Annotated in this window: 8 protein-coding genes; 7 read left to right on the forward strand and 1 reads right to left on the reverse strand. The window is 47.0% G+C overall.

Features of this window, described 5'->3' with window-relative positions; all coding sequences use genetic code 11:
• Positions 1-8 precede the first annotated feature (8 nt).
• From FW759_RS00085 to cobA, 3 genes are all read left to right on the forward strand, one after another.
• Entirely contained in the window at positions 9-1643 is a 1635-nt protein-coding gene (locus tag FW759_RS00085) for an NAD(P)/FAD-dependent oxidoreductase (protein WP_446441808.1), read from the forward strand.
• Complete coding sequence (locus FW759_RS00090) at positions 1640-4894, forward strand: molybdopterin-dependent oxidoreductase (protein WP_446441809.1); 3255 nt, start codon at positions 1640-1642, stop codon at positions 4892-4894. Before FW759_RS00085 ends, FW759_RS00090 begins: the two co-directional genes overlap by 4 nt.
• A 177-nt stretch (positions 4895-5071) precedes the next feature.
• Entirely contained in the window at positions 5072-5947 is an 876-nt protein-coding gene (gene cobA, locus FW759_RS00095) for a uroporphyrinogen-III C-methyltransferase (protein WP_446441810.1), read from the forward strand.
• A 59-nt stretch (positions 5948-6006) separates the two neighbouring features.
• On the opposite strand, the gene FW759_RS00100 is transcribed toward cobA, so the two are convergent.
• Entirely contained in the window at positions 6007-7158 is a 1152-nt protein-coding gene (locus FW759_RS00100; RefSeq protein ID WP_446441811.1) for a siderophore-interacting protein, read from the reverse strand.
• Between the two features lie 144 nt (positions 7159-7302).
• Between FW759_RS00100 and FW759_RS00105 the strand changes: the two genes are divergently transcribed.
• From FW759_RS00105 to FW759_RS00120, 4 genes are all read left to right on the forward strand, one after another.
• A complete protein-coding gene (locus tag FW759_RS00105) occupies positions 7303-8067 on the forward strand; it encodes an ABC transporter ATP-binding protein (RefSeq protein WP_443531302.1) in 765 nt (254 codons plus the stop codon).
• Between the two features lie 55 nt (positions 8068-8122).
• The gene (locus FW759_RS00110; protein WP_443508804.1) at positions 8123-9133 is read left to right on the forward strand and encodes an ABC transporter substrate-binding protein; all 1011 of its coding nucleotides are present in this window, start codon (positions 8123-8125) and stop codon (positions 9131-9133) included.
• Positions 9130-11355, forward strand: coding sequence for a Fe(3+)-hydroxamate ABC transporter permease FhuB (gene fhuB, locus FW759_RS00115; protein ID WP_446441812.1), 2226 nt, complete (start codon positions 9130-9132; stop codon positions 11353-11355). Before FW759_RS00110 ends, fhuB begins: the two co-directional genes overlap by 4 nt.
• A gap of 386 nt (positions 11356-11741) precedes the next feature.
• Positions 11742-13091, forward strand: coding sequence for a diaminobutyrate--2-oxoglutarate transaminase family protein (locus FW759_RS00120; RefSeq protein WP_062844470.1), 1350 nt, complete (start codon positions 11742-11744; stop codon positions 13089-13091).
• Positions 13092-13125 lie beyond the last annotated feature (34 nt).

Below are 13125 nucleotides of genomic sequence, written 5' to 3' on the forward strand. Positions count from 1 at the left end.
TTCGCTTTATGTTGCTCCATACATCAAAAACTGCCGCCAATCTTGTTGCTGATACAGAATCGACTAAAAGGTCAGTCTCTCTTGCTGCAATCAATCCTGCTGATATACGTGGTATGAGTCAATCTGATACTCATCAATCCAGCGCTTATAAACCCAGTACGCATAAGTCTGATACGGATAATGCAAATAGTACGCAAGGTCATAAAACCAAACAGGGTCATGATAAAAATAACAGTGCAGGTGTCATTATCATTGGTGCGGGTATGGCGGGTAGTCGATTTGCCATTGAACTTGCGAGGGCGCAGCAGCAAAGCATACAAGAAAAAAATGCTCACTTAAGCGGCATGCAGATGACAGACGCTTATGTGCCATTGCCCATTACGCTGATTAGCAAAGAGCCGCAGGTGGGTTACAACCGAATTATGTTGTCGCCTGTCTTATCAGGAGAGACGGCATTTGAGGACACCTATTTATATGACAAAGCGGATTATGAGGCATTAGGTATTACGGTGCTGGCTGGTTTGAGCGTGGATACCATCAATACAGAGCAGCAGTATATTAGGCTTGATAATGGGCAAGTCCGCCATTATGCCAAATTGGTCATTGCGACTGGATCCATTGCTCGAATCCTCCCATTTCCCAATCATACGGCAAAAGGCGTCCATGTGTTTCGAGAGGTGGCCGACGTCACCGCATTGACCAACTATGCGCATCAAAACAAAACAGGGCTTGTGATCGGTGGCGGCGTACTAGGCTTGGAAGCTGCTTGTGCAATGGCTGCACAAGGTGCGAGCATGACCGTCGTGCATACAGGTGATTATGTGCTCAATCGACAGCTGGACTTGCCTGCCGCTCAGCTTTTACAAGACGAGCTGGGTCATCGAGGGGTGAGCCTAGAGCTGTCTGCCCATACAGAAGCCATTGCCATCAATGATAAGAATGAGGTGTGCGGTTTGGTTTTAAAGGATGGCCGTACCTTGCCAGCAGATTTTATCGTTATGGCAGTCGGTGTCATGCCCAATACGTCTTTAGCCACAGCCAGCGGGCTGAATGTGGGTCACGGTATTGTGGTGGACGATTGTATGCACACCAGCTGTCCTCATGTGTATGCGATTGGCGAATGTGTCGAGCTGGATGGGGAGTTGTTTGGGATGGTTGCGCCTGTCAATCAGCAAGTCGATACGCTCGTTACGGTATTAAAAGAAGCGGTGATATCAAGTGCTACCAGAGCAGGTGATGCCACATCCTTACAAGCGCACTGGCAACCCTTTATCAGCAAACCCTTATCATTAAAGTTAAAAATATCTGGCGTGGCAGTATTTTCGGCCGGTCAAATCGCCTTTAGCGACACGGAGGCTGAGAGCATTGAAACGCTTGTTTACCGTCAGCCTGCCTTAAACCATTATCACTGCCTTTATGTAAAGGACAATAAAGTCATCGGCGCCGTACTCTATGGTGATGTCCATGATGGCAGCTTTTATAGCCAACTCATCACGGACAGTGTCGATATATCGCTTATCAAAGACGACTTAATATTTGGCAGTGCTTATTGTGATTTAGACGCACAGGCCATGAGTGATACCACCACTGATCGCTTAAGCGATGAGGTAGAGGTGACTGAATTAATGGAGGAGGCGTCATGACTCAAACGATTGCCACTCATACCATAAGCGCTGACAAAGATGTGAACCAATTACCATTACTAGACACGGCGAATGGCGCAACCAAAACCATTCGCACCACTTGCCCTTATTGCGGAGTCGGCTGCGGCGTGCTTGCTCAGATTGATGAGGTAGGCGCAATCAGCGTCAAAGGAGATCCTAAGCATCCTGCCAACTTCGGCAAATTGTGCTCAAAAGGTAGCGCCCTTGCGCAAACGCTAGGCACTGAGCGCCGATTGACGCAGCCTTATTATCAAAACAAGTCAGCATCCATGTGGCAGCATCATAGGATGCCGCCAGAGATATCCGCAGACGCTACTGTGACAAAATCGCCTGATACGCAGCCGCTGATTGAGCATACCGATTGGAACACGATATTGGGTGATATTGCTGAGCGTTTGAGTGACACCATCGCAAAATACGGGCGAGACAGTATTATGTTTTATGTCTCAGGCCAGCTATTGACGGAAGATTATTACGTTGCCAATAAATTTATCAAAGGTTTTATTGGTAATAATAATATTGATTCCAATTCTCGGCTATGTATGTCATCAGCGGTAGCAGGGCATAAGCGTGCGTTTGGTGCCGATCTGGTACCGGGTAATTATGAGGATTTGGAAGCCTGTGAGCTATTGGTATTGGTTGGCTCAAACATGGCATGGTGTCATCCCATTCTATTTGGGCGTTTTTTGACTGCCAAAAAATTGAATCCAAACAAAAAACTGGTGGTGATTGACCCGCGCCGTACCGACTCTTGTGAGTTTGCCAATTTGCATTTGCCCATTGCGGCTGGCACTGATACGCATTTATATAATGGCTTGTTGCATTACCTAGAACAACAAGGCTGCCAAGATAAGACATATACCAGTCAAAGCACGGGCGCTGAGGAGGCTTTGACTGCGGCCAGAGAGTGGACAATCGACAAGGTGGCAAGTGCTTGCCAAGTATCAAGCGCTCGCATTCGTCAGTTTTATGAGTGGGTCGCTGCCAATGACAAAACAGTGACAGCGTTTAGCATGGGGGTGAATCAATCCAAAAGTGGTACGGACAAGGTCAATGCCATTATCAATACCCACTTATTGACAGGGCGTGTGGGTAAAATCGGGGCAAGTCCGTTGTCACTGACTGGTCAGCCCAATGCGATGGGCGGGCGAGAAGTGGGTGCGCTGGCCAATTTGTTGGCAGCGCACTTGGACTTAGACAACATCGATCATCGTCAGCTGGTGGTGGATTTTTGGGCATCACCTCAGTCGATTGCCGCAAATGTCGGCATCAAGGCTTGCGAGGCTGCAGACGCAATATTGGATGGACGCATTAAAGCCATCTGGATTATGGCCACCAATCCTGTCGTGAGCTTGCCAGAAGCGGATAGGTTTCGCCAAGCACTGGCAAAATGCGATTTGGTGATTGTGTCTGACTGTTCCGTGGACAGTGATACGGTAAAATGTGCTGATATGGTGCTCCCTGCACAAGGTTGGGGCGAGAAATCAGGAACAGTGACCAATTCTGAGCGACGTATCTCGCGCCAGCGCGCTTTGGTGCCTGCAACCGGAGTGGCAAAGCCTGATTGGTGGATATTGTCGCAGGTCGCCAAACGTATGGGATTTTCAGGGTTTGATTATCGGCATCCTAGCGAGATATTCAATGAGCATGTGGCTTTGACAGCTTATGGTAATGATAAGAATCAAACCCTGTCCACCAAAAACCAGCCTCGTTATCTTAATCTCGCTAAAGACTTGTCTGTTTTTATGGCAGAGGTTGAGAGTGGCGGGCAGGCAATTCACTGTAGGCACATGCCAGCTGCACTTAGCAATGAAGATTATGACGCAATGCCCCCATTTCAGTGGGGCGGCACGCGTATACCCATGATTGATACCAAGCGTGCATGGTCAGCTAGGCCAATGAATGATGCTGCCAGCGCTACCGTGTCTTGTACGAAGGCACAGCTCATCGCCATTGTGCTTGCTGCTGATGCCAGTGTGCCCAATCGGCACCGACAAAAGCAAAGGAACAAACGTCAAGATAGAGATACATCGTTCAGGCAGAGTGCGCCAAGCCTTGATTTGCGTCTTATTACTGGTAGGTTGCGCGATCAATGGCACACGATGACTCGTACGGGGCTAGCATCGCAGCTGAATCAGCATCAATCGGTGCCCATGCTGACCATACACCCTGATGATGCCAGCCAACTTGGTTTGATGAGCGATGATTTTGTACAACTCCAGCGTCAAGATGAAGCAGGCATGTCAGCTGATGAAGGGGCCAGTCCTGTGCTGGTACAAGTGGCGATCAGCGATGCGATGCGAGTGGGTGATGCCTTTATGCCCATGCATTGGAGCAACGCGTTTGCTACCTTTGCTCGTGTGGGCACGCTTATTCCAACGATTGTCGATCCACACTCAGGGCAGCCTGAGCTTAAAAACTCCGCAATTAGTATCAGCGCAGTGCCAATGCAGACATTTGGCAAGATTTTGGTGCATCCGGATTGGCAAGACGCTGTTATAGGGCAATTGCGTAAGATTTTGGATGATTTTGAGGCAAAAACGCTGCAAAAGACAGGGCTTAAAAAAAACCAAGACATGGTAAATAAGTCTGATTCAGAAAGCCGCTGTACCGCGATTACTTGGAATCTCAGTCGTCAAGCAAACAGCGTATTGATCAATTTTGCTTGCCCAAGCATTGATGTGAGTCAGATACTGAGTGCCCCTAACTTTTGGCAGCAAATGGCAGAATCATTGCAGTCTTCCAAACCCCTGCTATCACAGCCGCATACCATCAATACAGCGCATATCATCAATAAAAAGCAAGATCAATTGCGCCTAATCATGACCCAATCGCTTCATGATCTGACAGCGGTAGACCAAATCGAGACAAGCTATCAGGAATCTCATGAGCCGCTCATCATGGCGGTTTATCTTGCACCAATGCTCAAATACTTACCCAGCATACATTGGCTTGATAGCTGCTTTGCCGATGCCAGCCAAATCCCTGTCAATCAACGTTATAAATGGCTATTGGCTGGACGTCCTGCCAGTGGCTATGTCGATCCTGGAACGCTGGTTTGTTCGTGCATGTCAGTTGGCAAAAATACCATTATTGAAACGATTACGCAGCAAGGCTGTATCAGTGCGGCCGCTGTTGGGAAGCAGTGCCGAGCAGGTACCAATTGTGGCTCTTGTGTGGGTCAGATTAACGAGTTGATTGCAGAGTATGCGCAATTGGCACAGGCTTAATAAAGCAGATGGCATGTCGCTTGCAGTGTCTTATGTGCGATTCAAACTGACTGAGTGGAAATCGCTGTTTACCGAGCTGCTTTATTGTTATCACGTTATCTGAATCAAGCTACTTTTATCACATGATTTTTATCACTTTGTTTTAGCGTATCCATACTGTCCTCAGGAGCGACCATCATGACCCATTTACCTGACTTTACTCACATCAGTGCAGCTTATGACTCGACTGGTCAAAATAATGTAGAGAACAGATTAGAAAATACTCAGTTGACTCATGACAAGGGTGTGGTATATCTGGTGGGTGCAGGTTCTGGTGACCCTGAGTTATTGACCCTCAAAGCATTGAGAGTGATGCAGCGCGCCGATGTAGTACTGTATGACAGTCTGGTCTCTGAAGATATTTTGGATATGTGTGCGGTGACAGCCGAAAAAATATTCGTCGGTAAGCGCCGTGCCAATCATGCGCTACCACAAGAGGGTATCAACGAGCTTTTGGTCAAACATGCGCTTGCCAATAAAACCGTGGTCAGATTAAAAGGCGGCGATCCTTTTATTTTTGGACGGGGCGGTGAAGAGATTCAAGAAGTGGTTCGTCATGGTATCTGTTTTGAATCCATTCCGGGTATCACGGCTGCCAGTGCGGCGGCCAATCGCGCGGGTATTCCGCTGACCCATCGCGATCATGCTCAGTCGGTGCAGTTTGTGACTGCTTGCAAAAAACTGGGCGCACCCAATGACGACTATAGCGAATTGCTCGATAGCACTCAGACGGTGGTGCTTTATATGGGGCTGCATCGTTTGGCTGAGATGACCAAAGGATTGATGGAAGCAGGCCGCGACAGTGCGACGCCCTTTGCCATCATCAGTCATGCAAGTCTACCCACGCAGCAAGTGCTCATCGGCACATTAGAAGATATTGCCGAACAGCAAGCGGTTGCCAATCTGCCCACACCAGCATTGCTGATCATGGGCGAGGTGGTCAATTTGCATCAAGAGTTTGCCCAATATAACCTTGCCGCACTTAATCAAACTTTGGAGGTCAGCTGTGTATAAGAAGGTGGCAAGATATTTTCACACGCATATTTCTACCACCAGACTTTGATAATCAGTCATCAATCATGACGCCAATAGACCTTAATGACTGAATCGGTGCGCTCTAATTCCAGCCTTTGTTGAATGAGTCCTCGAAGTGCTTTGGCTGTGCTAGCCTCTAAAGCGCCCCAAACCTTTTCAATCTGCAATGGATGCGTGGTCAAATATTTGCCCAGTATATCGTCAATCAAAATAGCCAACGCTTTACCTGAATTGACTTTCCCTGTTATGACAGGCAGCAGCGTAAATTGGATGTCTGTCTGGCTCGTCATCATTTTTATCTCATCAAAGTACGCTTGATCAGCGGCATCTTGAGTGACACAAACAACCAAAGGCGGTATCGGGTTTTCCCAAAGCTCTAACAATCGGGCAACGGTAGGCATTGAGGTTTCATCAGCGATCAGCAAGGCCTGACCGTCTTGTAAGTGAGCCGTTTTTTCAGGAAACTCTCGCTTACTCAAGACCGTATCGCCCGCTTGTAACGAGCGTGCCCAGTCACCGCCTGGCGTATTACCATGCAAAAATACATCGACCCATGCGCGTACGCCATCCGAAGCTTGCCACGCTTTTCGCAAAGTATAATAGCAATGAGCGCGTGTCAGAGTGGTGTTATCCCTTTTTGCGCTGGTGAAGTTATGAGCCAAATCAAACAAATAAGCATAGCCTGCTTCATCAACGGGAATAGCGTTGTTGGGAGAAGTATTGATATTAGGCCCTGTTAACTCAAGGCGAAGCATGTTTTGACTGACCTTATAGCTGTCTTGTACGACAAAAGTCTGAGTGGTCAGCTTGATGGTTTTTTTGCCAAGCTTTTTATCCGCTTTTTGTTTGAGCAAAATATATTGCGTATTTAAGTCGCTGAACTGAGTGATGGGTGCTGTAAAGGGAATAAAAAACGTCTGGTCAGAGCTCTGAATGGACGTTCTTTTTGCGTCTGTCGGTCGTATTTGTAAAACGATGACCTCGGCATAGATATCAACCAGTTGTACAGTTGACTCGCCTATATCTTCTGAAGACAAAGTAGTAAAAGCCGTCAAAAATCCAATTAACTCATCATAATGTTCCTCATTGATATGAGTGATGGCATTAGCAATCTCAGGAAATTTCAAGGGTGTATATAGGTTTGTTTGGTCGTAGCCAGCATGATTAAGAGAAGGTAAGGAATGGGTCATAGGGATACTCACGAACAATAGTAAATGAAAAAAGAAAGTATATTGGTTAATGATAATTGTTTTTATTATCATTTACGAGTAAAATCACTTTTTATTGACTTTCTAATATGACCATAACGACTTTAATCGATAATGAGTATCTATATGCTACATGTAAACCAACTAACCATCAGCCGACAAGGCAATACTTTGCTAGACAACATAAGTTGTGAATTAAATAGCAATGAATTGATTGCCTTAGTTGGACACAATGGTTCAGGCAAATCCACATTGATTAAAGCGTTGGCAGGTGAGATGAGCGTCAATGGAGGCAGTATCAGCCTAGACGAGCGTCATATCGCTGATTACAGTAATAAGGAGCTCGCTCAGCAAATGGCTTATCTGCCTCAGCAACTACCAGATGCAGCTGGATTTACGGTACGTGAGCTGGTTATGCTCGGGCGCTATCCGCATCAAAAATGGTTACAAAAACCCAGTCAGGTTGACAAAGACAAGGTCGAACAAGCGATGCGTACTACCCAAGTAGAGGCGTTTGCTGAGCGGACGACGACCACACTGTCAGGTGGCGAGCGCGCGCGAGTATGGCTTGCGATGTGTTTGGCGCAAGACACGCGATATCTGTTGCTCGATGAGCCATTAGCGGCTCTGGATATGCATTATCAGCTCGAAGTGATTCAGCTCATTCGTCGCTTGGTCGATGAGCAAGGCTTGAGTGTGATCATTATCGTGCATGACATCAATTTGGCAGCGCAATATGCTGATCGTGTTATTGCCCTAAAAAATGGTCGTATTTGTCACAATGGCACTATCAAAAGCACCATGCAGCCGGACATACTGCGCAGTATCTTCAATGTGGATATGCAGCTGCTGAGTCACCCTATCACAGGACATCCTGTTGCCGTCGCGTAATATCTGAGTCCGCTTTATTTACCCCATTCATATTTGCCTAAAAAGATAGACTGTTATGTTCTCTGTCCTGACCAACGTTAAATTTCCTAGATCCATCGTAACACCTTTAATCACAAAACGGCTCTCAGCTGGCACTAAAGCAACCTCGCTTCCTATAACTATCCTCTCATTATTGACACTAACGCTCGCGCTTACTGCCTGTCAGCAACCAACGATGGGACAAAAAGGTGCCCAAACAGACAAGCCTGAGAACGTTAAAATCAATATTGCTTCTCCCGATTGGGGCAATGCAGCAACGTTGACCGCCATGGGTTATCCACCAATTGCGACAGGCGATGTCAGAGTGTGGGATAGATGGGTTGGCACACCAGAACTGCCAACCTCAACAGTCGATGTCGGTATCCGTTATCAGCCCAATGCTGAACTGATTGCCCAGTTACCCGTCGATATGGTAGTGGATAACTTTTTTTATGAGCATGCTCGCAATCTTTATGGTGACGTTCCAGCCGAGGCGGTGATGTTTGCTGCCAAAGGGAAGAGTGCGACTTGGGCTGATTATGCCGAGCCAACTCGGCAGCTGGGCAAACTGATTGAGGAGCCTAAGCTTGCGGAAGATTATATTGCCAAAAGCCAAAGCGATATAAGCATCGCTGGCGCACGTCTCCAACAGCGTTATCCAAAAGTCAAAAAGTTTGCGGTGGTACAGTTATCTGATGCCAACAACATGCGCATGTATGTCGCAAATAGCCTATTTCAACCAGCAATCACGCAGATGAAAAAAGAGCTTATGGTGCTGGGTGAAGGTAACTCATGGGGGTTTGTTCCCATACGCATGGGCGATTTAGCACAGTTAGACGAAGACGTTTGTTTGTTGATCATAGACCCTTTAAGTCCCATCACAAAAGCCGAGATTAAGGACAGTTTAATTTGGCAGCGTTTAGGTTATGGCAATAATCGCTGTGTGGGTGAGTTACCGCCTGTATGGATTTATGGGGGGATGTCATCGTTAGTAAGTTTGGCAAATAACTTGTCGGAAGTTGAATTAAAAGGCGGGGACGCATCATGACCGTCAATATTACCAATCATCCGCACCGTACTACTGATCATCATAATGCTGATTACACCAATACTGATAATACTATAAGTAATACCAATTCTATGACATCACTTCCTACTTCTCAGCCAGTACAGTCATCAGCGGCTTTATCTACCACACTGTCTAAAACACACTCTAACAAACGGCCAAATCAGCGTGGGCAACCTGATAGCCCACCACCGAATCTACCACGACAAAAAAACGTTCTGGCGTCTAATGCTTCGTGGCGATTTTGGCTTATGCTCATTATGCTGATAAGTTTGTGCATATGGAGTGGTTGGGCATTGATTGCTCAGGAGTGGACGCGTCCTATAAGCGAGTTGTTTCTTCCAAGCTCGCAGTTGGATATCGCCAGTATGGCAACGCAGCTACATATAGTGGCGACCAGTATTGTGGCGCTATTGGCAGGCGGGTTACTTGGCGTGGTTAGTATCTTGCTCCAGCAATTGGTCAAAAACCCACTTGCTTCAGATACCACCTTGGGTGTGGGCGTTGGCGCACAATTGGCAATGTTGATCGTCACGCTTTTTTTACCAAGCTTGGCGATTTATGGCGGGATTTATGTGGCCTTTGTTGGCGCCATCATCAGTATGGGGCTGGTTTTTGCTTTATCAGCGCCCAGTCGCTTTAACCCTTTGATATTAATATTGGCAGGCTTGGTGGTGAATATTTTACTCGCGGCCGTTGCCAATGTATTGGTGCTGTTTTTCGCTGAACGTAGCAATGGCATGCTGTCATGGGCGGCAGGATTTTTGGCGCAAAACAGCTGGCATACTAGTGTGATGTTTGCGATTACTGCAATTGTGATGACAGTTCTGTGCTTGCCTTTATTAAAACCGTTAACCCTAATGAGTTTAGACGACATGCAAGCCAAGCGTTTGGGTGTGCCTATTAACGGCATACGTACCATCGTGGTGCTTATCGTGGCTATTGTGACCGCGTTAGTGGTCAGTGAGGTGGGTCTGATTGGGTTCATTGGTCTTGGTGCTGCCAGTCTGGTCAATGCATTGGGAGTGTCATCAATTAGCAAACGTTTGGTCGCGGCTTTTTGCTTAGGCGCGCTGCTATTGTGGCTCACCAGCAATCTGGCTTTATTGCTTGAACCAATCCTAGGTATGCAAATCCCAGCTGGCGCAATGACAGGAATACTGGGAGCACCGCTCATTATTTGGTTGATTTTACGCCAGCGCCATGAGCGAATAGAGACGGTGACCCCCATGCTGACAGGCACTCATACGCCTGTTGTGCTTTGGCGATGGGGCGTTGGTGTGATGGTAATGATTGTACTGGCATGTTTGTTTATACAAGATTTAAGTGGTTGGGGACTGAGTACAGAGTGGGCAATTACTCAGCAGTACAGGCTGCCTCGCAGCTTGAGTGCGGCAGCAACAGGTCTGATGCTGGCTGTTGCAGGCGTCTTATTGCAAACACTCACGCGCAATCCGATGGCAAGTCCAGAAGTATTGGGGGTCAGCTCCGGAGCCGCGCTTGGCGTTATTTTAGGATTTTTAGTCTTACCCAGTTTGGGATTATCTGCTGGCTCAGGTACCTTGCTGATTTCAGGATTATCTGGTGCGATAGCCGTGCTGCTACTGATTATTTGGCTGGCACGTCGAGTAAGCTCAGGGTATCTGCTCTTGGTCGGTATCGGCATTGCCGCCATGATGGATGGGGTGATGCACATGGTCAAACTCTCTGGTGACCCGCGTCTGCAGGCGATGCTCAGCTGGTTATCAGGAACGACTTATAGCGCTCAACCGAGTACTGTCTGGTATCTCATTGGTATTGCGCTTGTCTTATTTGTCTTAAGCCTATTACTCATCAAGCCGTTACGTGTGCTGGGTTTAGGTTCAGGCGTTGCTCGCACGCTAGGAGTGGCGGTGACACCAGTGACGATAGCATTACTGGCATTGGTGGCAGCGCTAAGTACGGTCAGTACGCTGGCAGTAGGGCCACTAAGTTTTATCGGGTTAATGGTGCCACATTTGGCGACCTCTCTTGGCGCGGTGAAACTTGAGCGTCAATTGCCTTTGGCAGCATTATTGGGTGCAGGGGTGATGGTATTGGCAGATTGGATAGGGCGTTATGTCATCTTTCCATATGAGCTGCCTGCTGGCACGGTTGCTGCCATTATTGGCGGTGCTTATTTCTTATGGCTGATTCGGAAAGTACCAATTGCTGTCAGTCGATAGCTTCTGATATTAAAGAGACAGGCGAATAATTCATATTCATGGGTTTATGCTCATGAATATTTTTGTTCGCGTTCTAGTAAGCATTAATACAGCTTCATTTTGTATAAATTCTCAAGCCAATCATTTAAAAATGAATAAAGTGGGTTGACAGCAGAGTAAAGGTCATCAATAATACGTCTCACAAATGATAATGATTATCACTTTTATTATCATTTACTATTTTTATTGAGGTTGTAGTGGATTTACACTACGTTTTTTAAATGATGCCGACTGTCTTTGTAACGACCACATCAATAACTGTGTGTTCAATGATGTCCATAAGCAGTCTGCAAACAGTAAAACTTGTAGTCGAGTTTTAGTGCATAAAACGAATAAGGTTCGATGCTATGTCTACGTCTTTTTTAAAAGAAAAAAACAATAACAAACGCTATTTACATCGCCAAGCTCAGTTCGAATCGAAGGTGCGCAGTTATCCTCGCAAATTGCCTTTTGCGATCCAATCAGCCACAGGCGCTTGGATTACTGATGTGGAAGGCAATAAATACATAGATTGTCTATCAGGAGCAGGGACGCTGGCACTTGGACACAATCATCCTGTGGTCACTGAGAGTATCAAACAGCTGTTGGACAGCAATCTACCAATGCACACCTTAGACATTACCACGCCATTAAAAGACAAATTTAGCGAATTCATGTACACGCTCTTAGCGACCGAGAAAGACGAGTATTGCTTACAGTTCTGTGGACCGACGGGCGCTGATGCTGTAGAAGCAGCGCTTAAATTGGCAAAACAAGTCACTGGTCGCTCAGGCATTGTCAGCTTTAGCGGTGGCTATCATGGGATGACGCATGGCGCGCTCGCTGTCACTGGTAATTTGGCACCTAAGCAAGGCATCGAAGGCCTGATGAGCCCGGTACAATTTTTACCATACCCCAACGCGTATCGCTGCGCTTTTGGTTTGTCTTCTGAGCAAAGCGTTAGCGCTCATATATCTTATTTTGAAAACTTTTTAAAAGATGTAGAGAGCGGCGTGGTCAAACCCGCGGCCGTTATTTTAGAAGTGATTCAGGGTGAAGGCGGGGTCAATCCAGCACCGATTGAGTGGCTCAAGCAGGTGCGACGGGTGACCAAAGAACTGGATATCTTATTGATTATCGATGAGGTGCAAACAGGGTTTTGCCGTACAGGACGCTGGTTTGCGTATCAATATGCAGGCATTGATCCCGATATGATTGTCATGTCAAAGGCCATTGGTGGTGGTTTGCCACTGGCAGTACTTGGTATCAAAAAACAATACGATGCTTGGCAAGCGGGCAACCACTCTGGCACCTTTCGTGGCAATCAGCTAGCGATGGCAACAGGACTTGCGACCCTTGAGTATCTAAAAGACCATGATATGGCGTCTTATGTGGCTGAGATGGGCGCTTGGTTTATGGCAGAGCTAAACGGCTTACAAAAACGCTATCCTAGAATTGGTCATGTCAGAGGTCGAGGTCTGATGATCGGCATGGAGATTATAGATCCAGATCTTCCCAGACAAAGCGATGGTAGTTATCCTGCCGATAGTGCAGCGGCGGCGAGCATTCAACAGGCATGTTTTAGACACGGTTTGGTCATCGAAAAAGGAGGACGCGGCGGTACTGTGCTGCGTCTCTTACCACCGCTTAACGTGACCAAAGACGAGCTACACCAAGTATTAGATAAGCTTGAGCGGGCGCTACAAGAAAACCAATAGCGCTTAGTGGCACATCGTCATACCTGTATGACTG

It is taken from the genome of Psychrobacter sp. 1176_08 (genome assembly GCF_052850615.1).

Excerpts from the sequence above, each read along its gene's own strand:
- FW759_RS00085 (WP_446441808.1), top strand. The coding sequence starts at position 9 with ATGTTGCTCCATACATCAAAAACTGCCGCCAATCTTGTTGCTGATACA.
- FW759_RS00090 (WP_446441809.1), top strand. The coding sequence starts at position 1,640 with ATGACTCAAACGATTGCCACTCATACCATAAGCGCTGACAAAGATGTG.
- cobA (WP_446441810.1), top strand. The coding sequence starts at position 5,072 with ATGACCCATTTACCTGACTTTACTCACATCAGTGCAGCTTATGACTCG.
- FW759_RS00100 (WP_446441811.1), bottom strand. The coding sequence starts at position 7,158 with ATGACCCATTCCTTACCTTCTCTTAATCATGCTGGCTACGACCAAACA.
- FW759_RS00105 (WP_443531302.1), top strand. The coding sequence starts at position 7,303 with ATGCTACATGTAAACCAACTAACCATCAGCCGACAAGGCAATACTTTG.
- FW759_RS00110 (WP_443508804.1), top strand. The coding sequence starts at position 8,123 with ATGTTCTCTGTCCTGACCAACGTTAAATTTCCTAGATCCATCGTAACA.
- fhuB (WP_446441812.1), top strand. The coding sequence starts at position 9,130 with ATGACCGTCAATATTACCAATCATCCGCACCGTACTACTGATCATCAT.
- FW759_RS00120 (WP_062844470.1), top strand. The coding sequence starts at position 11,742 with ATGTCTACGTCTTTTTTAAAAGAAAAAAACAATAACAAACGCTATTTA.